Raw genomic sequence first — 21,815 nt, 5'->3', positions numbered from 1 at the left:
GCCCCGCCCCGCCCCAATAGCGACGATCAGACCAGGATCTGGCCGCACCCCCTGGAGACAACGCATCATGAAGGCAAACAAGCTCACAACCCGGATCATGATCGCTATGGTCCTGGGCATCGTCACCGGCTACCTCTGCAACCGCTTCGTGCCCGATGCGGCGATGACCAAGGAGATCGCCGGCTACTTCTCCATCGTCACCGACGTCTTCCTGCGGCTGATCAAGATGATCATCGCGCCGCTGGTGTTCGGCACGCTGGTGGCGGGCATCGCCGGCACGAAAGACGCCAGCGCCGTGGGCCGCATCGGCATCAAGGCGCTCGGCTGGTTCATCACCGCGTCGCTGATATCGCTGCTGCTTGGCATGTTCTTCGTGGACCTGCTGCAGCCCGGGCATGCGCTGAACCTGCCACTGCCCGAAATCGGCACGGCCACCAACCTCAAGACCTCCACGCTGAACCTGAAGGACTTCATCACGCACGTCTTCCCCAAGAGCGTGTTCGACGCGATGGCGCAGAACGAGATCCTGCAGATCCTGGTGTTCTCGCTGTTCTTTGGCTTTGCCATTGCGTCGTTCAAGGGCAAGGTGGGCCATCACCTGGTGGCGTCGATCGAGGAACTGGTGGCGATCATGCTGCGCGTCACCGACTTTGTGATGCGCTTCGCGCCGCTCGGCGTGTTTGCCGCCGTAGCCGCCGCCATCACGGTGCAGGGCATTGGCGTGCTGTTTACCTACGGCAAGTTCATCGGTGGCTTCTACCTGGGCTTGCTGGTGCTGTGGCTGGTCTTGACCGCGGCGGGCTACCTGTTCCTGGGCACTCGGGTGTTCACGCTGCTCAAGCTGATCCGCGAGCCGACGATTCTGGCGTTCTCCACCGCCAGCAGCGAGGCGGCCTACCCCAAGACCATGGAGCAGATGGAGAAGTTCGGGGTGCCCAACAAGGTGACCGGCTTCGTGCTGCCGCTGGGCTACTCGTTCAACCTCGACGGCTCGATGATGTACCAGGCATTTGCCGCGCTGTTCATCGCCCAGGCCTACAACATCGAGATGAGCCTGACCCAGCAGATCACCATGCTGCTGGTGCTGATGGTCACCAGCAAAGGCATTGCCGGTGTGCCCCGTGCCTCCATCGTGGTAGTGGCGGCCACACTGCCGATGTTCAACCTGCCGGAAGCCGGCCTGCTGCTGATCCTTGGCATCGACCAGTTCCTCGACATGGGCCGCACCGCCACCAACGTCATCGGCAACAGCATCGCCACGGCCGTCGTTGCCAAATGGGAAGGCGAGCTTGGCGCCACGCAGGACCCCGATACCGTGGCTGCCCTGGAGGCCGACGACATTGCGCAAGCGCCATCGCAGCAACCAGGGGCCGGCTAGGTGCAGGTATTCCCTGAGGGCCTCGCATGAAAGCCCATAACGATCACCCCGCCTGAATATGGATTCCCGACTGGGCAGCCGGCCGGCGATGGCGGGTTTCCTTTCCAGTCAATGACTTGCTCAGCCCGCAAGCGCAAGATCTACGGCGAGCGCCAGGTGTTGCTAGTTGGGGCCGCAGGGCCAGTCTTTTAGCGCTCCTAGCTGCTGGCGCGGCTGTGCGCCTTTGGCCGTTTTCGCTTGGGGGAGATGTCACTTTTCTTTACTCGTAAAGAAAAGTAACCCAAAGAAAGCGATCCTTGCAGGAGGCTGGCGTGTCGGGACTGCGCAGCCCGGTGGTTTCGTCGTCTGGCCCCGGGTTCTAACGAACTCATGCCGCTACCGGCTTCAATCGCCACGCCCCTGCGAGTGATACTGGTTTCGGGGTGAGGCCCCCGGTAGCGGCATTCTTGCCCACTCGCCAATCTGCCGTTACCGGTTCGGTTTGCCTCGATACATCACGTCGCGTTGGTTTCGTGGTGGGGAGGGCCACGCTCTTGGTCACGCCGGTGCTTTCAATCAGATTGGTGCCCAAGGGCCAGCGGGTGCGGGCCGGGATGCCGGGCAGGTGGTTGCGGAGGCAACACCGAAGCGAAAACGGACAGGCGCGTTACCGACTAGCTGCCGGTCGAGGCATAGTGGCGCAACCCGACACGCCACGCGCCGAAACCCGCCAAGAGAAAGACGAAGCCCGCCAACGGCGACACCAGCCCCGTCCAGGCAGGCGCGCCGAGTGGGTCAGGCTTGCCCAATATGGCCAGCGCGGGGTAGTAGGCGACACAGGCCAGTGGCACGGCAAAGGTCAGCACGTACCGGAACCATTGCGCATACAGAGCCAGCGGATATTGCGTCGCCTGTACGCCGCCGTATGTCAGGACGTTGGCGACCTCGAGGCTCTCGATGGTCCAGAAGGACAGCGTGCCCTGCAGTACCAGGATGCCCAGGAACAGCGCCACGCCGCCTGCGACCGCGAACAGGGCGATGGCGATGGATCCCGGTGTCCACGCGATGCCCGCCTGCACCGTTGCGAAAGCCAATACCATCAGCCCTTGCAACAAGCGCCCCAGACGGCTGATGCGGACGTCGTGCCCCATCAATTGCAGAGCCAGGGGACGAGGCCGCAAAAGCAATCGGTCGAATTCGCCGGTGCGCAACAACGCCGTGCCCAGCACGTCGAAGCCGCGTCCCAGGGCATCGGCGATGGCGAACATGCAGTTCACCAGCCCGTAAAACAGGGCCACCTCGCCAATTCTCCAGCCCTGCACGTCGCCGAAGCGGTGGAACAGCGCCCAGACCGCGACCACCTCAATGCCGGTGACGAGGAACTGCCCCACGGTCAACATCAGCGCCGAGGCCGGATAGCGTGCCTGGCCGCTCAGCGAAGCCATCACGAGGCGGGCGAACAATGCCAGCGAGCCCATGCGCCTCAGCCGCCTTGCACGTCGAGCCGGCGCATCGTGCGGCCCATGGCCGCATGGCCAACGGTGACCAGCAGCACGATCCACAGGCATTGCAGGCCCAGCCCGCAGAGCATCTGAGCGCCGCCCAGCTGCCCGAAATAGATCCGCGCCGGAATATCCATCACGCCCGCTAATGGTTGCACCAGCAACACGGTCTGCCAGGTGTCTGGCATTAGTGCGAGAGGCAGCAGATTCCCGGAGCACACGATGACCACGGGTCCCGCCAGCGTATTGATGCCGCGCTCGTTGAGCGCCGCTGCCGCCGCGATGTTGAGCAGCATCACCAGCGATGTGGACAGCAGCAGCGCGAGCAGCACCGAGGCGATGAAGCCCAAGCCAGCCGCCAGTCCGGCAGGCGGCTGCCAGGCCCATTCACCCAGCCCGGCAATTGGCAGCGCGACGCCAGCAAAGGCTAGCATCAGTGCCACACGCGGTAGCGCGCGCGCCGCCGTCCAGCCGGCCGAGCGCGCAAACCACAGCGCGTAGGCATTCACCGGCCGCAACCGATCGTATGCCACGGCACCGGTGCGCACCGCCTGCGCCACCTCGGGGTCGCCCATCCACGGCAGCAGTGCGAGCAGGCCTTGGGCCAACCATGTATAGGTGATGGCCTGCGCGAGCGACAGCGGCGCGCTCGCCGCCACCGCGCTGCGGTAGAACGCCACCAGTACCATGATCTTGATTCCCCCCCACCAGCACTGCGTGACGAAGGCCGCGTATACCGCCACCCGGTACTGCAGCATCTGCAGGAACCGGGATCTGAACGCGGCAAGATAGGGACGCACGAGTTCGCGCGGCGCCGTCATGGACTAGGCCTCGAGCGCGCCGTGCATCGCGTAGAAGCGGGCGATGACGGCCTCGATGGTCATGCCCTCGTCTTCCGCGTCCGCTGACAGGCCCTCATCCAATCGGCGCGCAGCCACCACCTGGGCCCGCAACGCCTCGACCGCGCAGTCGGCCAGCACACGGCCGTGGCCGATCACGATCACGCGCTTGGCCAGCGCCTCGATGTCATGCATGTCGTGTGTGGTCAGTAGCACGGTGGTGCCGCGCTCGTGGTTGGCGCGCCGCACGAAATCGCGGACCGCGAGCTTGGTGGGTGCATCGAGCCCGATTGTCGGCTCGTCCAGGAAGAGGATGTCGGGCTCGTGAAGCAACGCCGCCGCAATCTCCGCGCGCATGCGCTGCCCTAGCGACAACTGGCGCACCGGCTGGTCGAGCAGGCGCTCGAGATGCAATAGCGCGACCAGTTCGTCGCGCGTGCGGGCAAAGCGCACCGGGTCGACCCGATAGATGTCGCGCAGCAGCGCGAAGCCGTCGCCCACCGGAAGATCCCACCAAAGTTGCGTGCGCTGCCCGAACACCACGCCGATGCGCGCCACGTGCCGCTCCCGGTCGGCGAAAGGGACGCGCCCGTCGATTTCGACACGGCCGCCGTCGGGCCGCAGGATACCCGCAAGGATCTTGATGGTGGTCGATTTGCCCGCGCCGTTTGGGCCAATGAGCCCCAGCAGTTCGCCGCGCTGCAGCTCGAATGACACCCCCGCCAGCGCATCGACCGTGCGATAGCGCGGGCGAATCAGTGCACGCAGCGCGCCGAGCACGCCCGGGTCGCGCTCGTGGATGCGGTAGGTCTTGTGTAGACGGCTAACGATGATCTGGGGCATGGCGGCGCGGTATGGCGGCGCGGTATGGCGGCGCGAAGAGGGCGGGAGAGCTTACATGAAGTGTGATCGGCGGTCCACCCCAACCTTTCCGATCTTGCAGCGGCAGTGCTTCCGCCTGGCGTCGTTTTGAGACCCTCACTTCGCCACGCTGATTGGCGCAGTCCCAAAAACTCTCCCTAAACCACAATCTCCCGTGACATCTGCGGCCTGCGCACCAGCAACTCAGCCAGCTTCTTCAACGCAGCAGCGAGATGGGCACGCGTCTCAACACCCCCCAGCGAGATCCGTATCGCATTGGGCGGCGTGGGGCCAGCATGGAACGCATCGGAAGCGGTAACACGCAGGTCCTCCGCACGCGCGGCCTGCGTCAGCGCCAGCGAAGTCCAATAGCTCGGCAAGTTGTGCCAGACGTGTATGCCACTGGGTGGTGCCTGGTCCGCGCTGAACAGCAACTGCCGTGCGAGCTCGCGCCGCGCGAAGGCTTCCGTGCGGATCCCGGCCAGCAGCTGCGCGGCGGAGCCTTCGTGAATCCACTGTGTGGCCAGGGCCGTCGACAGCGGCGTGGACATCAGCGCGAAGGAGCGCAGCGCGGCCAGCACGCCCGCCCGGCTGCGCGCTTCGGGCAGGCGGATATAGGCGGTCCGCAGCCCCGGGCTCAGGCATTTCGACAGCGTGGCAACGTAGTAGACCTGGCCCGGCGCGAAGTGGGCAACGGGCGGCGGCGCGTCGCTGCCTAGCAGCCAGTAGGGGTCGTCCTCGATGATCCAGGCGCCGCACTTCTGCGCGGCCAGCGCGACATCGCGGCGCCGGTGCGCGGGCATGGTCCGCGTGGTCGGGTTCTGGATGGTCGGGTTGAGGTAGATCGCGCGTGCGCCATGCTCGCGCAACGCTTGCTCCAGCGCATCGGGCCGCATGCCGTCGTCATCGGTGGCCACCGTCACCACGCGGCGCCCGAGCTGCTCGGCGGCCGCGCGCAGGCCGGGATAGGTCAGGGGCTCCGCGAGGATCGCCTCGCCGGGCTGCGTGAGCGTGAGGATCAGCGCCGCCAGCGCGGCCTGGGCGCCGGGGCAGGCAATCAGCTGCTGCGCGCTGACCGACTCCAGCACCGGCTTGAGCCACATGGCGCCGGCGGCCCGGTCCGCCCTGCTGCCGCCGCCAAGCTGATAGGTCATGAGCAGGTGCGCATCGGAGCGCAGCAGCACCTGCGACAGGCCGCGCTGCAGCAAATCATGGAAATCCACGCCGGCTGGCGGCGGCGGCACGTTCATGCTCAGGTCGACCATCTGCGCCAGTTCGACCTTTGGCGGGGCGACGAAGGTGCCCAGCGCCCCGCGCGCCTCGATCAGGTTGCGCCGCTTGGCCTCGGTGAACGCGCGCGTCACCGTGGTGAGATCCACCCCGAGCAGCCTGGCCAGCTCGCGCTGCGGCGGCAAGCGATCGCCGGGGCTCAGGCGCCCGTCCCCGACCGCGCGCTCGATGAAGCCAACGATCTGCTGGTAGCGCGCGCCCTCGCCGCGCACGAAGGCGGCGGCCCAGCCGGGACCGGCGCCCTCGTCTTGTATGGATTTGCTCTGATGCATTTTGCTTTATGTATGGCCTTTGTCTTACATTATCATGCGCCGCAGCATCACACAAATCCATACATTTAACGCTTTGTATGCGTTTCCCGCCAGTCCGGCGGACTCCCCTCTCTCGCGATGGTTTCCAGCGTGCCGTGGCAGGCAGTCCCGACGCGCGCGCCGGTTATGTGATGCATAACTAAGGTGTGTCTTATGCGTAACTCAAATGCCGGGGCAGACGCTGCAGTCCGGCGAGAATCCAGCGCTTGGCTGAATGCTTGCAAGGGAGGGCTCCGCCATGCGGGACTGTTCCTCGGTGGAGCAGCGATGCTCCTTCTCAGTGGCTGCCAGCTGGAGCTGCTATCCCCGAAGGGCGACATCGGGCACCAGGAAAAGACGCTGATCCTGGTCTCGCTGTTCATCATGCTGCTGGTCGTCGTGCCCGTCATTTTCCTGACGCTGTATTTCGGCTGGCGCTATCGCGCCTCCAACACCAAGGCAACGTATGCGCCCAAGTGGGCGCACTCCACGCGGATCGAGGTGGTCATCTGGACCATCCCGTGCGTGATTGTGGCCGGCCTGGCGGTGCTGATCTGGAACACCACGCATTCGCTGGACCCCTACAAGCCACTGGAGTCGACCGTCAAGCCCATCCGCGTCGAAGCCGTGGCGCTGAACTGGAAATGGCTGTTCATCTACCCGGACTACGGCATCGCCTCGGTCAACCGGCTGCCGATCCCGGTCGATACGCCGATCAATTTCAGCATCACCGCGGAATCGATGATGAACTCCCTGTTCATCCCGCAGCTCGGCAGCATGGTCTATGCCATGGCCGGCATGCAGACCAAGCTGCACCTGATCGCCGACACGCCGGGCACCTACGCGGGCATGTCCGCGGCCTACAGCGGCCCCGGCTTCTCCGACATGCATTTCGACACCGTGGCCACCTCGCGCGAGGCGTTCGACGCGTGGGTACGGCAGGCCAGGCAGTCGCCGCTGACGCTGGACGAGACGGCCTACAAGACGCTGGAGCTGCCGAGCACCAAAGAACCGGCAACGGTCTACGCGGGCGTTGCACCCGGCCTGTTCCAGAACATCGTCAACAAGTACATGCATAGCGATATGCGCGCCAATATGCGTGGCAATACGCTTGGCAAAACGCTTAGCAATACGCGTGGCGATGTGCCTGGCGACGTATGCACAGCCCAAAGCCCCCCGCTGGCCGCCAACTGATGAAGCCAATGAATCCGAAACACATGCACTGCATGCAACACACGCAACGCCACCGCGCCGCGGCCACGGAGCACTGATCCATGTTCGGCAAACTGAACCTCGAGGCGATTCCGTACCATGAGCCCATCATCATGGGTACGCTGGCCGCCGTCATTCTGGGCGGCATCGCGCTGCTCGGCGCCGTGACCTACTTCGGCAAATGGAAGTACCTGTGGACCGAGTGGATCTGCTCGGTCGACCACAAGCGCATCGGCGTGATGTACATCATCATGGCGCTGGTCATGCTGCTGCGCGGCTTTGCCGACGCCATCATGATGCGCGCGCAGCAGGCGATCGCTGTGGGCGATGCGGCCGGCTACCTGCCGCCACACCACTACGACCAGATCTTCACCGCCCACGGCGTGATCATGATCTTCTTCGTGGCGACGCCGTTCATCCTCGGCTTGATGAACGTCATCGTGCCGCTGCAGATCGGCGCGCGCGACGTAGCCTATCCGTTCGTCAACTCGCTCAGCTTCTGGCTGGCGGCAGCGGGCGCGGTGCTGGTGATGATGTCGATGTTCGTCGGCGACTTTGCCGCCACGGGCTGGGTCGCCTATCCACCGTTGTCCGAGCTGGGATACAGCCCGACGGTGGGGGTGGACTACTACATATGGTCACTACAGATATCGGGCCTGGGAACCACGCTCACCGGGATCAACTTCATCGTCACCATCCTGCGCATGCGTGCCCCGGGCCTGACGCTGATGAAGATGCCGGTGTTCACCTGGACCGCGCTGATCACCAACATCCTGATCGTTGCCGTGTTCCCGGTGCTGACCGCCACGCTCGCGCTGCTCACCGCCGACCGTTACCTGGGCATGCACTTCTTTACCAATGAGCTTGGCGGCAACGCCATGATGTACGTCAACCTGATCTGGGTCTGGGGCCACCCGGAGGTCTACATCCTGATCCTGCCTTGCTTCGGAGCCTTCTCGGAGATCATCTCCACGTTCTCCGGCAAGCCGCTGTTCGGCTACAAGTCGATGGTGTACGCCACCTCGTCCATCGGCATCCTGTCGTTCTTCGTCTGGCTGCACCACTTCTTCACGATGGGCTCGGGGGCGAACGTCAATGCCTTCTTCGGGATCATGACGACCATCATCTCGATCCCGACTGGCGTGAAGCTGTTCAACTGGCTGTTCACGATGTATCGCGGCCGCATCCGCTACCACTCTTCCACGCTGTGGACGATCGGCTTCATGGTGACTTTTGCCATCGGCGGCATGACCGGCGTGCTGCTGGCCGTGCCCGGCGCGGACTTCTTGCTGCATAACAGCCTGTTCCTGGTCGCGCACTTCCACAACGTGATCATTGGCGGCGTCATCTTCGGCTGCCTGGCCGCCATGAGCTTCTGGTTCCCCAAGGTGTTCGGCTTCACCCTGAACGAGCGCTGGGGCAAGATCTCGTTCTGGTGCTGGCTGGTGGGCTTCTACCTGGCCTTCATGCCGCTCTACGTGCTCGGCTTCAAGGGCATGACCCGCCGGATGAACCACTACACGCACGCCGACTGGCAGCCCTACCTGATCGTGGCGCTGTGCGGCGCCGTGATCATCGGCGCCGGCATCGTCGCCCTGATCATCCAGCTGGCCGTGAGCGTGCGCGACCGCAAGCAAAATCCCGACCTCACCGGTGACCCGTGGGATGGCCGCAGCCTGGAGTGGGCCACCGCATCGCCGGCACCCTTCTACAACTTCGCCCATGTGCCGCACATCACGTCGCTGGAACAGCACTGGGATGACAAGGAGGCCGGGCGCGCCTATGTGCGGCCAGCCCACTACGAGGACATCCATATGCCCAGGAATACCAGCGCGGGCGTGATCGTATCGGCGTTCGGCCTGCTGCTCTGCTTCGCGCTCGTCTGGCACATGTGGGCAATCGCGGGCCTTGGCCTGCTGGGTGTGATCGGCACCTTCATCGCACGGACGTACAACCGCGACGTGGACTACTACGTCCCGGCGGCCGAAGTCGAACGCATCGAAAACGCGCGCTATGCGCAGCTACGCAAGGCGGCTTGACCCATGAGCTACACAGTCATTCACAACACGCACGAGCACGTCGCGCACGACGACGGATCCAAGACCACGCTGGGGTTCTGGATCTACCTGATGAGCGACTGCCTGATCTTCGCCGTGCTGTTCGCCACCTTCGGGGTGCTCGCAGGCAATACGGCAGGAGGCCCCAGCGGCCGGGAGCTGTTCGAGCTGCCATTCGTGCTCGGCGAAACCATGCTGCTGCTGATCAGCAGCTTCACCTTCGGCGTGGCCATGCTGAACATGCAGCCCGGGCGGGAGCGCCAGGTCATCCAGTGGCTGGGCATCACGTTCGTGCTTGGCGCGGCCTTCATCGCCATGGAGCTGTATGAGTTTGCCGAGCTGCTGCATGCCGGCGCGGGGCCGGGCGTCAGCGCATTCTTGTCTGCCTACTTCTCCCTGGTAGGCACCCACGGCCTGCACGTAAGCTGCGGCCTGCTGTGGATCCTGGTCATGATGCACCAGGTCAAGTCCTTCGGCCTGGATGGCGTGACCCGGCGCCGCCTGGCCTGCCTCAGCCTGTTCTGGCACTTCCTGGACCTGATCTGGATCTGCGTGTTCACCTTTGTCTATCTGCGAGAGTTTGTATGAAGACCGCCCATCTCCACACAGGATCCGCGGCACACGCCGCGCACGGCAGCCTGAAAGGCTATGCGATCGGCTTTGCGCTGTCGCTGGTGCTCACCCTCGCGTCGTTCGGCGCGGTGATGGGAGGGTTCGTGCCCAAGGGCATGGGCCTTGCCGCCATCGTGTTGCTTTGCGTTGCGCAGTTGGTGGTGCAGCTGGTTTTCTTCCTGCATATCGGGACGTCCGCGGACCAGCGCATGAACACGGCGATCTTCGTGTGCACCGGGCTGCTGATCGCCATCATCGTGGCAGGCTCGCTGTGGGTCATGCATAACGCGAACGTCAACATGATGCCGATGGATATGTCGCCGGAACGCGCGCGTCTGCGCGACTAGCACCACGGTCACCAAGGGCACCATGGCGTGGCCGGCCCCTCTCTCGGGGCCGGCCACGCGCCGCCGCCAGGCGGCGTGCTTGCGAATGACTGGAAAGAACGACTAGATAAGCAGGCCGCCGGCGGCCGCCGTGCGGCTGGCCGCGGGCCAGTGGCGGATATTCTGAAACCGCGTGGTCCGGTCGCCAAGCATGCTGGCGCCCCCTTCCCAATAGACCCAGCTCCGGCCCCTTCTAAGGCGGTCCAGGTAGGCGTCTTCAAACCCGGCTGGCAAGCGATTGGCCATGGAGGCCAGCGCGCTTTCGTCAACGCCGAACGCGCCAGCAAGTCTGAATTTCCCGCCCGACAGGCCATCCGCGATTCTCAGGTCCAGGTAAGGCACGAACAGGCCGATGCGGCGCAACGCCCCCGGCATCGCACTGCCCCATGCCTGGACGGCAGCACGCAACGCACCGAGCGCGAGCAGGAACGCCCGCTCATTCCTGGCCGTCAGCACACGGCCGCTAAGCGCGCCATCCATCAGTTCCTTGCCCGCGGCGGTGAATGCCGGCGGCGCAAGCGAGACACCTTCGGGATGCCCCTGACTAAGAAGCGCAAGGCAAGCCGCGAGGCCGCTTGCGCTTTGCTCGCCCATGCTCAAGGCCGGACAACGCGGATCGGATTCGGAAAGCAGAACCAGCACATCGGCAGCATGGCGTGGCGACGCCAGCACGATGCGGTCATAGGCGAGACCGGCGTCTCGCATGCACAGTTCAAGCGCGGTGCAGGCCGGACATCCGGCCAATACAAATAACTGGTACTTCATGGCTGCGGCGGTTTCCCCTGGCGTCGACAATGACGCGCGTCCAGGGGATGTTGCCGCACCGCAACAATGCAGAACAGGAGCAGAAGTACGTTATTTGGAGCGGAGCAGAGTCGAATCTCGCCGGGGCGTTAGCCAGGCACCCGCAGCGCGGCATTCAGCTGGTCAACCACTTCCGCCCAGTCAGCATCTTCCAGGATTTCCTCCCGCAGCAACGTGGCCTGCGCGGGCGTCCAGAACGGGGCGTCCGCAAGCACGACATCGGGGGCCAGGGGAGAATGCGCGGCCAGGAATTCACGAATCGCCCGATCGTCGGCGGGCAGGCCGAGTTGCGCAAACAACTCGGAAAAATGGTGGAAGGAATTGTCCACGGCGAGCGTACCTCCTATGGTGAAGACAAATCACTGCATCAATGCATCGCTGAATCAGAATCACTGTTCGACCCGGCGCGCCGAAACCGGCTCACCCCCGCGCAATCCGCTTGGCCATGCTCCAGCGATGCACCTCCGAGGGGCCATCGTAGATCCGGAAGGCGCGCATGTCGCGGAAGATGCGCGCGACGATGGTTTCGTCCGTCACCCCGCTGCCGCCAAGCACCTGCACGGAACGATCCACCACCCGCCACAACGCCTCCGAGCAATACACCTTGGCCAGGCTGGACTCGTCGCGCCCCTTCTCTCCCTGGTCCAGCACCCAGGCGCAGTGCCAGATGGTCAGGCGCGCGGTATGCATATCCATTTCGTTGTCGGCCAGCATGAACCCCACGCCCTCATGCTCCACCAGGGTCCGGCCAAACGCAAGGCGCTGCCGCGCATAGTTGAGCGCAATGTCATGCGCGCGCCGGGCCGCCCCGAGCCAGCGCATGCAGTGCGTCAGCCGCGCCGGGGCCAGGCGTAGCTGCGCGTAGCGGAATCCTTCGCCAAGCTTGCCGAGCACATCGCCCTCGGGGACGCGCAGGCCATCGAAGCGCACCACGGCATGCCCACCCGTGAAGCACGTATCGAGCGCATCCATCTGCCGCTCGATCTCGACACCGGCCCGGTTCATGTCAGCGAGGAACATGGTGGCGGTGCCGTCTTCCATGCGCGCCATGATGATGGCAAAGGTGGCGCCGGTGGCGCCCGTGATGAACCACTTCCTGCCCGTGATCACGAAATGATCCCCGTCGCGCACCGCCGTGGTCTGCAGCATGGACGGATCGGCCCCCGCGCCTGGCGCCGGCTCGGTCATGCAAAAGCAGGAGCGCGTGTGCCCAAGGATCAGGGGATGTAGCCAGCGCGCCTTCTGCTCCGGCGTGGCAACCAGCTCCATCAGGTGGATGTTGCCTTCGTCCGGCGCATGGATGTTCATCGCGACCGGCCCCAGCGGCGAGTAGCCCGCCTCTTCAAAGACAATGGCCTTGTCCCGGTGCGAAAGCCCGAGGCCTCCGGCCTGCGCGCTCGCGTGGGGTGTCAGCAAGCCCACCGCCCTTGCCTTTTCCACCAGGTCCGCGCGCAAGTCCTCGGTTGGGCCATGCGGCGTTTGCCGGGGATCGCGCTCCATCGGCATGACCTGGTCCGCAATGAACTGGCGGGTGCGCTCCTGCAGCTCCCGTTGAACGGGCGTCAAACTGAAATCCATCATCTTGCCTCGCCTTGCTTCGTTTTCTGATTGGGCCGTTGCAGCCATGCAGAACAAATTGTAGGCGAGGCAGGTGTCCCGGCGCGAGGCGTATGGATATGCAGGTGTGGCTATCCCAGCGCCGCTAGCACGCGACGTGGCAGACGCCAAGTTGCTGGGCCATCAGCACGAGATCGGCAAACGTGCGCGCTTTCATCTTGCGCATGGCCTGCCCGCGGTGGATCTTTACCGTCACCTCGCTGATGCCGATGCGGCTGGCAATCTGCTTGTTCATCAGCCCGGACGTGGCCAGAGCCATCACCTCCGACTCCCGCGGCGTCAGCGTCTCGAAACAGCTGCGAAGCCCCTGGGCCCTGCGCATTCCCTCGCGTCGCCGGCGGTCCTTCTCGAGCGCTGCCGATACCGCATCGAGCAGGTCCTGATCGCGAAACGGCTTGGCCATGAAGTCTTCCGCGCCAGCCTTCATCGCTGCCACGGTCATGGCAATATCGCCATAGCCTGTCATGAAGATGATCGGGACACGGATGCCCAATTGCCCCAGGCGCGCCTGCAGGTCCAGTCCACTCTGGCCGCGCAGCCTGACGTCGAGCACCAGGCAGCAAGGTGCCTCTGGCAACCGGTATTCAAGCAATTCCGCGGCCGAACCGAACAGCGCGGCACGCATGCCGACCGAGCGAAACAGGTTACCCAGCGCACCGCGCAGCAGCGCGTCGTCGTCGACGACCAGCACCAACGCGTCGTCCGGGGTAATCGTTTCAACGGGCTCCAGACTTTGAATTGTCACGGTCAGTTTCTCCAGTCAACTTCAAAGGCGCCAGCAAGAACGGGGACAACGTCAATCGTTGTGTCGGGCTGTGCGGGGCTATGTCGCCATGTGGCTACCCCGCGGACACTCTACGCTTTTGCCTTGCCGGCATATTGTCAATTTGTGCCGGCTTTTGTCTACTCTGGCTTATTAGGACGCGCCTCACATTCCAAGTTGAACGGCGATCACTTTAAGAGAGGTCATGGCTGTGGTTGCGGCACCGGCAGGGTAAAGGAGAAGGCCGCGCCGGGGTCCGCCGGATGCTGGCCGCTCTGCGCCTCGGTGCGCACGGGAGACTCGGCCCATATGGTGCCACCATGCGCTTCGACGATCGATCGGCAGATCGACAGGCCCATGCCCAGCCCTTGCTCGCGCGTGGTGTAGAAAGCCTCGAACAGCTTGTCCAGCTTTCCCGCGTCGATACCCGGGCCGGTATCCTCCACGCGCAACAGTACCTGGCCTTCGGCTGGCGCCGCCGTGGCGACACGAAGGTGACGGCGCCCCGGGCGGCGGCATGACATTGCCTGGATGGCATTGACGAGCAGGTTGATGATCACCTGCTGCAACTGGATGCGGTCGCCCAGTACTTGCGGCAGCCCGGCCACGCAGTCCTGGGCGATGACGATGCCGTGGGCCTCGGCCTGGTGCTTCACCATGGCGACGGTCTCGGCCGCAAGGTCGCTCAGCTGCAGCGGCAAGCGGTGAGATTCCCCCTTGCGCGCGAGCGCCCGGATGCGCCGGATCACCTCGCTTGCGCGCAGTCCTTCCGCGATCATGTTCTGCACCGCATGACGCGCTTCATCGAGATCGGGTTCAGGACGGTTGATCCAGCGCAGGCACGCGCCGCCATACGTGACGATGCCGGTCAGCGGCTGATTGACCTCGTGTGCGATCGATGCCGCCAGCTCGCCAAGCGTGGTGACCCGGGAGACGTGCGCCAGTTCGGCTTGTACCCGCTGGCGCTCCTGGTTCTGGCGCAGCAACTCGGCATACAGCCTGGCATTCTCCAGCGAGATGGCCGCCTGGGAGGCCAGCATGGCCAGCAGGTTGATTCTCCGGCCGGTGAACAGCGCATCCGCCAGATTATTTTCCAGGTAGAGCACGCCGATCAGCGCGGCCTGCTTTGCCAACGCCAGGCAGGCCACCGAGCGCACGCTGCGCGCCCGGACGTCCGGATCCTGCCCGAACTTCGCATGCGTGCGGGCATTGTCGAGGACGAAATCCGCGCGGGTCGTGAGCGCCGCGTCGACGATGGCGCGGGGATAGGGCACGACACCAATCGGATCCAGGTCGACCACAATGCCGGATTGCTCGGTACGGGCTTGCGCGGCCAAGCGCAGCGTACCGTCCTGCCAGAAGAACAGCAGTGCCCTCTGCGCGGCCGCCTGCTCAAGCGTGGTTGTCAGCAGCGTGTTGATCAGGCGGTCGAGCTGCATCTCGCCGGCCAGCGCCTGCGTCGCCCTGATGGCGGTGTCGAGGTCCAGCTGGGCGGCAGGGCCGATATAAGTCGCGGGCTGACGGGCCGCCGCGTCGGCCTGCTCGACCGCCGCGCGGCCCGTGTCCAGATCCGTGCCGTCATGGGCGCGCGCGCGCGCCTCCAGCTTGCGCACCTGGCCGTCGGCGCCCCAACTGCCATAGGCATCGCGTGCCTTGCGCAGGTAAGCCATTGCCGGCGCCGCCAGGCCCTGTTCGAAACAGCAGCGCGCGCAAAGATCGTAGGCCAGGGCCTCGTCATGAACCTGGTCCCGCTCTCTCGCCTGGCGGGCCGCTTGTTCGTACTGCCGCATGGCCTGCAAGGGATCCCGCGCCATGCGCAGGGCTTCGGCCGACAGGATGCCCGCGCGCGCGCCGAAGTTGGCGGGGTTCTCCCGTGCCCAGGCGCTCAGTTGGTCGTGATGGCGCTTGAACGCCGCCGCTTGCACGCTGCCAGGCACGTGGCCGGATATTTGGCCGGATATTTGGCCGGGCGCGTGGCCCGGGAATGCCGGCGCCCAGGCCAGCGAGAGCGCCGCGAAAAAATGGTAGTCGGCGATCTCCAGGAAATACGGGGCGGTCCAAAGCAGCGGCTCCGCCTTGCCGGCCGCGTCCAGCGCCCCCCGATAGTCGTCCGCTGCGAAGCAGGCCTGCAGCTTGCGAATCCAATAGCAGCAGGCGGCGACGGCGAGGCGGGGGTCGGCCTGCAGTCTTGCCTCGGCTTCCAGCAGCCCCGGCTCGCTGGCGTCCAGCGCCATCCAGCCCGCGGCCCTGCCCCGTAGCACCGCGACGTACCTGGATTGCGCGCTCAGGATATCGACGACCCGTCCCACGCCCAGCGAGCGGGCGAAAGCCAGGCCAGCCTCGATCTTCGCCTCCACGTCGGCCAGCGGCTCTGCGCAAGCCAGCAGATGGGTCACCAGCTGGTTACGGCTGTAGGCAGCGAAATTGAAATCCCCCGTCTGCCGGCCTTCTTCGAAACTGCGCTCGATCAGCTCGCGCCCACCGCGCACGGGCTGGGTCCACGGCAGCAGCAAGGCGCCAAAACACATATGGACCTTGGCGCGAAAGCGGCCCATGCCCTCCTGCGCGACCAGCGCCAGGCCAGCCTGGCCCAGGCGATACCCCAGCCCGTAGTCGCCACGGCGCGGCCCGATCGTCATGCCAAGGTGAACGTAGGCAATGCAGGAGGCTTCGTCATTGCCATGCTCCAGGCTGATGAGCGACATCCAGAGCGGTATCAGGTCGCGCAGGTTCCGGTCCATGAACGACGCGGGCGACATCACCTCGGCCAGGACGCTGAGCGTGGCGCGCCACACCGGGCTATGCATGCGCGGCAAGCTGGCCAGCGACTCGGCCGGCCGATCGCCCAGCAAGGCAAGGAAGCGCTGGTACTCCTGCTCCACCTGCCCCTGCGCGCCGGGCAGGAAGTCCAGGCCCATCGTGCGGATGAACCCCAGCCCCAGCCTGACGGCGTGGTCGGACTGGTCAAGCGCCGTATGCACCGCCACTTGCAGCCGCGTGACCGCCGCCAGGTCATAGGGTGTCCGCGTCCTGGCGCGCAGGTCCAGCAAACTGGCCGCGGCGGCGCCGAGCCGGCCACCAACGAATTCGCACTCGGCGCGCCCCATCGCCAACGCCAGCGCCAATGCGTGATGGGTCTCCCATGCCCCGTCTGGCAGCCATCGCTCGCCGGCGGAAAAATAAGCACTGGCGGCGGCGTAGGCGGTCGTCTTCATCGCGCGATGCGCGGCCTCCAGGCTCAGTTGGGCAACCTGGAGCCGCTCGCCGTCATCGAGGTGAATGCCGACTGCCCGGTTGAACTGGTCAACCGCGCAGAAGATGCCACCGTCGCGGTTGTCACCGCTCTTGTCACCGCTCTTGTCACCGCTGTTGTCACCGCTGTTGTCACCGTGCGCCATGCGCTGCGCCAACCTGCGTCCAAGCCGCAGGTGCAAGGCCGGGCGATCGGCTGCCGGGATCAAGGCATAGGCTGCCTCCTGGACCCGTTCGTGGGCGAAGCGATAGCAGGCATCGCCGGCCACGATGCAGCCCCCGGCCACGGCTTCGGCCAACAGGCCGCCAAGGCGTGTTTCGCTGACATCCAGCGCCTGCGCCGCGGTTGCCGCCGGCACCGTGCTGCCCAGGCAAGACAAGGCCATCAGCAGGGCGCTTGTTTCTGGCGGCAGTCGCTGCAGGCCCTCAGCAAGCAAACCCGGCGCATCGCCCTGGATATCCGGCGAGTCAGGCAACGGTGCGCTTGCGACCAGATCCAGGCTGCCCTGGCTGCGCCACGCCTCCAGGCACCGCCGCAGTTCGCCGGCAAGCGCGCCCGCGCTGGGGTAGCGTTCCTCGGGTGCCTTGGCCAGCAACCGCATCACCATGGCCGACAACACTGGCGCAACGGCGTCGTTGCGCTCCGACGGTGCCACCGGCAGTCTTGCGAAATGGCTGTGCACCCAGCCGACCGGCTCGCTGGCTTCGAGCGGCAGGACACCCGTGAGCATCTGATACAGGATCACGCCCAGCGCGTAGAGGTCCGCCCGTGCGTCGACCGCCGACTCGCCCCTGGCGGCCTGCTCGGGCGCCATGTAGGCCAGGGTTCCAGCCAGCATCGGGGGATCCGCGCCTGGCAAGGTGCCGGACGATGCGACGGTGGCAATGCCGAACCCGGTAATCCAGGCCCGTTCGCGGTTCGATGCGATAAGGAGATGCGCTGGCTTGATGTCCCGGTGGATGATGCCGGATTCGTGCATGGCCGAGATCGCGGCGGACACGGCGATCGCGATTTCCAGGAAGGCTTCCGGTTGAAACGGCTCGCCAAGCAACTGGGCCAGCGGCAAGCCTCCCTCGTCGGCCGCGAGCAGGGCCGGCCTGCGGTCATAGCGGATCAATGCCACCGGAACCGCTGCCCAATCGGATCGCAGCAGGTCCCGCAAGGTGTATTCGTGCTCGAGGCGTCGCCGTACGCCCGCCGCGCTGGCAGCCGGGCCGGCGAGCGAAAGCAGCACGGGCGAGCATCCGGCGGCGGTCCCGCGCAGCAGCGCGACCTCACCGTCCAGCAGATACTCGAGCTTGTAGCTGCGCAACGAATTCATCGGACCTGGGACCGCATCATGAAAGCTGGAAACCTCAGAGTATATTGCGCCCACGAGGGGCAATCCGCTGTAGAGGCTGCGCCCGCCGGTGTCGCCGTCTCATACTTTGGTGTTACCCCCAGCCACGCCAGGCCTGGGCCGGGCGGGCCACGCCTGGCCTGGGAGCACGGTGGGGACAGCGCGGCCGGACCGCTCTACCCTGCGCTCCCCAGGGGGGAATCCCCGACCGATGCCGACAATACCACCGTATGATTCCACTGAGCGTGACAGCGCGATATCCTCGAAGCAAGCGATGGAGGCCTCCGACCGCTTCGTCACCGCTCAAGACAAAAGGAGGAACACCGTGTGATAGCTACCCCGGTGATCGCCATCGTCGACGACGATGCTGCTGTCCGACAAGCCCTGGGAAGCCTGCTCCGCTCCTTCAATATGAGCGTCGAACTTTATGCGAGCGGGAACGATCTGCTTCAGTCAGACACCATCGATGCCATTTCCTGCCTGGTCGCCGACGTGCAGATGCCCGCGATGAACGGCTTCGCGCTCTGCGAACACCTGCGCGCACGCGGGTTTTCCACGCCGGTGATCTTCATGACGGCCTTCCCCGAGGAGCGCTTCCGGCAACGCGCCGAGGCGATCGGTGCGGTATGTTTTCTCAGCAAACCCTTCATGGAAGCTGACATCATCCGTTGCATCGGGAACGTGCTGACGCGAAGCGCGAATTCCGGGCCCTGGCCAGGAGACTGAGGACGATGTCCGAGAGCGTGATGCCCCTGGCACTCGGCATGCGCCACGAGCGGCTTGCCCTGGGGCTGGGCGGCTTCTTTGCCGCCGCCTCCATCCGGGGCGCCGACACCCTGCTGCCGGCCTTGTCGCGCGATTTTGGGATCTCCGCAGGAAAGACCGGTATAGCGGTGACAAGCTTCATGCTTGCCTATGCCGCATTCCAGCTGATCTACGGGCCCCTGGCCGAGCGCTACGGCAAGCTGCGTGTCATCGCGGCCGCCTTGCTGGCATGCGCCGTTGCCAATTTCGGCCAGTCGCTGGCGCCTGGCTTCGAATGGCTGGTGGTGCTGCGCGCCGTGGCCGGCGCCGCAGCCGCGGGCGTCATCCCGATCTGCCTGGCGCGCCTCGGCGATACCGAACCACTGGTCTCGCGGCAGAGCCTGCTCGCGCGCTATTCGGTGGCCACGATCTGCGGACTGATGACCGGCCAATGGGTATCCGGACTCGTCGCCGATACGCTGGGCTGGCGTGCCGCCTTCGCGCTGCTGGCAGCCGGCTTCGCCTGTGTGGCCGCGATCCTGGCCGGCCTGGCACGCCGCGATGTAACGGCCGGCCATTGGCAGCGCGAGGCCCCCGGCCCGCGGCCAGGGCCCGCTACCCTGCTGAAATCCGCATGGGTGCGCCGGGTACTTTGCATGACCTTGCTGCTGGGCTTGCTCTGCCCAAGCGTGTTCGCCTTTGTGCCGACCTACCTCAAGCTCCACTTTGCCTTGTCCCTGGCAGCGGCCGGCGCCATCACGTCGATGCACGGCATAGGCGGACTGCTGTACGCCGGCTTCGCGCCTGTGCTGATTCGCAGGATGGGACGGCAGCGCCTGGCCAGGCTGGCGGCCGCGCTGCTTGGCGTGGGGATGGCCTGCATTGCACTTGGGCAACACTGGCTCTGGATCGCCGCAGGGTGCCTGTGCGCGGGCTGTGGCTACTACATCGTCCTGAATGCGATGCAAACCGCCGCCACGCAGATGGCACCTTCGCAACGCGCGAACGCCGTCGCCTTGTTTGCGTTCTGCCTGTTCGCGGGCCAGGGCCTTGGCGTGCTGCTGGCCGCGCGCCTGGTGGACACGGCTGGCATTCCGGCCTTGTTCGCCATCAGTGGCGTGCTCGTGATCCTGTTGATCCTGGAGCTGTCCAGGCAACTGCTGCCGCGCCTGGACGCCACCCCGCCATGATCCAGCGCAGGGGTGGTCAGCTGCCGTCGGGTGCTGCCAGGTGGCGCACGACGGGCGGCGCGGCTCCGCGGTGAAAACGATGCACGCGCGTCTGGATCAGTTTGTCGTTCATGGTGTGGCGCTCGTGCTGGCGCAGATGCTCCAGCCACGACTCCACCAGGAAGGTCTCGATGAAGCGCCCGGGCGCGGCCAGGTCTTCGTAGACACCCCAGGACAGCGCACCGCTGCGACGACGAATCCGGCGCATCTCCTGCACGGCCTCGGCAAACGCTGCCGCATCCTCGCGCGCGACCTCGTATTCCACGCAGATCATCACCGGCCCACGGTCATGGGCCACGTCCAGTTCACCCGGGTGCAGAAAACCTGAAGGCGCCAGGTCCAGGTCCGGCGAGATGTCCAGGCGCCACCGCAACGCAGTGGCGCATGCAAGGACCAACCCCGCTGCCGCCAGCACCAGGGCGACGGGAATGCCCAGCAGCGCGGCGGTCTTGCCCCATAGCGCGCTCCCCGCGGTCATGGCGCCGAAGAACACGGTCAGGTAGGCCGCCAGCGCGCGCGCCTTGACCCAGCCAGCGGCGCTGCGCTGGGCGGCCACATTGAGCGTGGACAACACCGCGATCCATGCCAGCCCGGCAAACAGCAGTGCGGCTGCCAGCAGCCAGAAATGCCGCACATAGGCCAGCGCAAGCAAGCTCAGCGCGAACAACAAGCTTGCCAGCACCACCATGCGATCGGCTAAGACCCGGCCGCGCAGCTTGGGGAGCACAAGGGCGCCACCGACGGCGCCCAGGCCGATGCTGGCCAGCAGCAAGCCATATCCGCCCGGACCGAGGCCCAGTTCCTGCCTGGCCACCAGCGGAAGCAGCGCCCAGCCGGCACTGCCGAAGAGAAAGAACGCGACCGCCCTGACCAGCACGACCCGCAGCAGCGGTGCGGCCTCCACGTACCGCAGGCCGGCACGCACCGCCGAGAAGAAATGCTCGGACGGCAGGTTCCGCCGGGCGGGCTCGGCCTTCCACCGGTACAGCACCAGCGTCACGCCCAGCACCGACAGCGCGTTGAGCAGAAAGACTACTGCGGGCCCGGAGAACGACAGGATCAAGCCGCCCAGCGCAGGGCCGATCGCGCGGCTGATATTGATCCCCAGGGAGTTCAGCGCAATGGCCGGCGGCAAGTCCGCCTTGTCGACCAGGTCCGGCACGATGGCCTGGAACGGCGGCGAGCTCATCGCCGCGCCGGTGCTCAACAAAAATGCAGCAAGCAGCAGCACATGGGCGTTGACGAGGCCGGTAAGCGCAAGCACACCCAGCGTGGTCGCCACGGCCAGTGTCCAAAGCTGCGCGAAGATCAGGTACTTGCGCCGGTCGACGATATCGGCCAGCACCCCGGACGGCAAGGCGAACAGGAACATCGGGAGGCTGCCCGCTGCCTGCACCAGGGCGACCATCAGGGGATCGGGATCGAGCGACGTCATCAGCCAGCTGGCACCCACGTCGTTCATCCAGGTGCCCACATTGGACGCCACCGTGGCGATCCACAGCATCCGGAAAGTGCTGTGCCGCAGCGGGCTCCACGGCGATCCGGCGGCACCGGCGCTACCGCGCCCGGCGGCAGGTGTGCCGGCACTGCCGGCTTGAGAGTCATTCATGGCTTGGTCGCAAGTTGCTCAGGCACTGACGGTGGCAGTGCCAACGGTGGC

Annotated in this window: 17 protein-coding genes; 7 read left to right on the top strand and 10 right to left on the bottom strand. The window is 65.6% G+C overall.

Going from position 1 to position 21,815, the window contains the following annotated elements; translation table 11 throughout:
• Positions 1–67: 67 nt before the first annotated feature.
• Entirely contained in the window at positions 68–1,378 is a 1,311-nt protein-coding gene (locus A9975_RS35825; RefSeq protein ID WP_183036866.1) for a dicarboxylate/amino acid:cation symporter, read from the top strand.
• A 653-nt stretch (positions 1,379–2,031) separates the two neighbouring features.
• Here A9975_RS35825 and A9975_RS35820 read toward each other — a convergent pair.
• The 4 genes from A9975_RS35820 to A9975_RS35805 all read right to left on the bottom strand — a co-directional run bounded on the left by A9975_RS35820 (position 2,032) and on the right by A9975_RS35805 (position 6,121).
• Positions 2,032–2,835, bottom strand: a complete 804-nt coding sequence (locus tag A9975_RS35820) for an ABC transporter permease (RefSeq protein ID WP_183036865.1) — start codon at positions 2,833–2,835, stop codon at positions 2,032–2,034.
• Between the two features lie 5 nt (positions 2,836–2,840).
• The gene (locus tag A9975_RS35815) at positions 2,841–3,680 is read right to left on the bottom strand and encodes an ABC-2 family transporter protein (RefSeq protein WP_183036864.1); all 840 of its coding nucleotides are present in this window, start codon (positions 3,678–3,680) and stop codon (positions 2,841–2,843) included.
• Between the two features lie 3 nt (positions 3,681–3,683).
• Positions 3,684–4,541, bottom strand: a complete 858-nt coding sequence (locus A9975_RS35810) for an ATP-binding cassette domain-containing protein (RefSeq protein ID WP_183036863.1) — start codon at positions 4,539–4,541, stop codon at positions 3,684–3,686.
• 176 nt (positions 4,542–4,717) lie between these two features.
• Positions 4,718–6,121 carry a PLP-dependent aminotransferase family protein gene (locus A9975_RS35805; RefSeq protein WP_183036862.1) on the bottom strand — a complete coding sequence of 468 codons (1,404 nt, stop codon included), beginning with the start codon at positions 6,119–6,121 and terminating at the stop codon, positions 4,718–4,720.
• Between the two features lie 306 nt (positions 6,122–6,427).
• Between A9975_RS35805 and cyoA the strand changes: the two genes are divergently transcribed.
• The 4 genes from cyoA (at position 6,428) to cyoD (ending at position 10,367) form a co-directional block, all read left to right on the top strand.
• Positions 6,428–7,333: a ubiquinol oxidase subunit II gene (cyoA, locus tag A9975_RS35800; RefSeq protein WP_183036861.1), complete on the top strand. Its 906-nt coding sequence runs from the start codon at positions 6,428–6,430 to the stop codon at positions 7,331–7,333.
• A gap of 80 nt (positions 7,334–7,413) precedes the next feature.
• Positions 7,414–9,390: a cytochrome o ubiquinol oxidase subunit I gene (gene cyoB / locus A9975_RS35795; protein ID WP_183036860.1), complete on the top strand. Its 1,977-nt coding sequence runs from the start codon at positions 7,414–7,416 to the stop codon at positions 9,388–9,390.
• A gap of 3 nt (positions 9,391–9,393) precedes the next feature.
• Entirely contained in the window at positions 9,394–9,996 is a 603-nt protein-coding gene (gene cyoC, locus A9975_RS35790) for a cytochrome o ubiquinol oxidase subunit III (protein ID WP_150986766.1), read from the top strand.
• Positions 9,993–10,367, top strand: a complete 375-nt coding sequence (gene cyoD, locus A9975_RS35785; protein ID WP_183036859.1) for a cytochrome o ubiquinol oxidase subunit IV — start codon at positions 9,993–9,995, stop codon at positions 10,365–10,367. The genes cyoC and cyoD overlap by 4 nt, the downstream gene beginning before the upstream one ends.
• A gap of 102 nt (positions 10,368–10,469) precedes the next feature.
• Here the strand turns inward: cyoD and A9975_RS35780 are convergent, their stop codons facing one another.
• The 5 genes from A9975_RS35780 to A9975_RS35760 all read right to left on the bottom strand — a co-directional run bounded on the left by A9975_RS35780 (position 10,470) and on the right by A9975_RS35760 (position 18,164).
• Positions 10,470–11,111, bottom strand: a complete 642-nt coding sequence (locus tag A9975_RS35780; RefSeq protein WP_183036858.1) for a hypothetical protein — start codon at positions 11,109–11,111, stop codon at positions 10,470–10,472.
• A gap of 188 nt (positions 11,112–11,299) precedes the next feature.
• Positions 11,300–11,539 carry a DUF2789 domain-containing protein gene (locus A9975_RS35775; RefSeq protein ID WP_174427886.1) on the bottom strand — a complete coding sequence of 80 codons (240 nt, stop codon included), beginning with the start codon at positions 11,537–11,539 and terminating at the stop codon, positions 11,300–11,302.
• Between the two features lie 91 nt (positions 11,540–11,630).
• On the bottom strand, positions 11,631–12,788 hold the full coding sequence (locus A9975_RS35770; protein ID WP_183036873.1) for an acyl-CoA dehydrogenase family protein: 1,158 nt from the start codon (positions 12,786–12,788) through the stop codon (positions 11,631–11,633).
• Between the two features lie 124 nt (positions 12,789–12,912).
• On the bottom strand, positions 12,913–13,572 hold the full coding sequence (locus A9975_RS35765; RefSeq protein ID WP_183036857.1) for a response regulator: 660 nt from the start codon (positions 13,570–13,572) through the stop codon (positions 12,913–12,915).
• 221 nt (positions 13,573–13,793) lie between these two features.
• On the bottom strand, positions 13,794–18,164 hold the full coding sequence (locus tag A9975_RS35760; protein ID WP_183036856.1) for an ATP-binding protein: 4,371 nt from the start codon (positions 18,162–18,164) through the stop codon (positions 13,794–13,796).
• A 345-nt stretch (positions 18,165–18,509) separates the two neighbouring features.
• Here A9975_RS35760 and A9975_RS35755 point away from each other — a divergent pair, with 345 nt between their 5' ends.
• Together A9975_RS35755 and A9975_RS35750 are read left to right on the top strand one after the other, a co-directional pair.
• Positions 18,510–18,908, top strand: a complete 399-nt coding sequence (locus tag A9975_RS35755) for a response regulator transcription factor (RefSeq protein WP_370565978.1) — start codon at positions 18,510–18,512, stop codon at positions 18,906–18,908.
• Between the two features lie 5 nt (positions 18,909–18,913).
• Positions 18,914–20,116: an MFS transporter gene (locus tag A9975_RS35750; protein WP_183036855.1), complete on the top strand. Its 1,203-nt coding sequence runs from the start codon at positions 18,914–18,916 to the stop codon at positions 20,114–20,116.
• A gap of 16 nt (positions 20,117–20,132) precedes the next feature.
• On the opposite strand, the gene A9975_RS35745 is transcribed toward A9975_RS35750, so the two are convergent.
• Complete coding sequence (locus A9975_RS35745) at positions 20,133–21,764, bottom strand: MFS transporter (protein WP_183036854.1); 1,632 nt, start codon at positions 21,762–21,764, stop codon at positions 20,133–20,135.
• Between the last annotated feature and the right edge of the window lie 51 nt (positions 21,765–21,815).

Source organism: Cupriavidus sp. UME77, assembly GCF_014170355.1.
GTDB classification, from domain to species: domain Bacteria; phylum Pseudomonadota; class Gammaproteobacteria; order Burkholderiales; family Burkholderiaceae; genus Cupriavidus; species Cupriavidus basilensis.
Note: the sequence above shows the minus strand (reverse complement) of the source record. Positions and strands in the feature narration are given on the sequence as shown.

What these genes read in the sequence shown, in the direction of transcription:
- A9975_RS35770 (WP_183036873.1), bottom strand. Translation starts at nt 12,788, where the DNA reads ATGGATTTCAGTTTGACGCCCGTTCAACGGGAGCTGCAGGAGCGCACC.
- A9975_RS35780 (WP_183036858.1), bottom strand. Translation starts at nt 11,111, where the DNA reads ATGCGAGACGCCGGTCTCGCCTATGACCGCATCGTGCTGGCGTCGCCA.
- cyoC (WP_150986766.1), top strand. Translation starts at nt 9,394, where the DNA reads ATGAGCTACACAGTCATTCACAACACGCACGAGCACGTCGCGCACGAC.
- A9975_RS35825 (WP_183036866.1), top strand. Translation starts at nt 68, where the DNA reads ATGAAGGCAAACAAGCTCACAACCCGGATCATGATCGCTATGGTCCTG.
- A9975_RS35810 (WP_183036863.1), bottom strand. Translation starts at nt 4,541, where the DNA reads ATGCCCCAGATCATCGTTAGCCGTCTACACAAGACCTACCGCATCCAC.
- A9975_RS35820 (WP_183036865.1), bottom strand. Translation starts at nt 2,835, where the DNA reads ATGGGCTCGCTGGCATTGTTCGCCCGCCTCGTGATGGCTTCGCTGAGC.
- A9975_RS35745 (WP_183036854.1), bottom strand. Translation starts at nt 21,764, where the DNA reads ATGAATGACTCTCAAGCCGGCAGTGCCGGCACACCTGCCGCCGGGCGC.
- cyoB (WP_183036860.1), top strand. Translation starts at nt 7,414, where the DNA reads ATGTTCGGCAAACTGAACCTCGAGGCGATTCCGTACCATGAGCCCATC.
- A9975_RS35815 (WP_183036864.1), bottom strand. Translation starts at nt 3,680, where the DNA reads ATGACGGCGCCGCGCGAACTCGTGCGTCCCTATCTTGCCGCGTTCAGA.
- A9975_RS35760 (WP_183036856.1), bottom strand. Translation starts at nt 18,164, where the DNA reads ATGAATTCGTTGCGCAGCTACAAGCTCGAGTATCTGCTGGACGGTGAG.
- A9975_RS35805 (WP_183036862.1), bottom strand. Translation starts at nt 6,121, where the DNA reads ATGCATCAGAGCAAATCCATACAAGACGAGGGCGCCGGTCCCGGCTGG.
- cyoD (WP_183036859.1), top strand. Translation starts at nt 9,993, where the DNA reads ATGAAGACCGCCCATCTCCACACAGGATCCGCGGCACACGCCGCGCAC.
- A9975_RS35750 (WP_183036855.1), top strand. Translation starts at nt 18,914, where the DNA reads ATGTCCGAGAGCGTGATGCCCCTGGCACTCGGCATGCGCCACGAGCGG.
- cyoA (WP_183036861.1), top strand. Translation starts at nt 6,428, where the DNA reads ATGCTCCTTCTCAGTGGCTGCCAGCTGGAGCTGCTATCCCCGAAGGGC.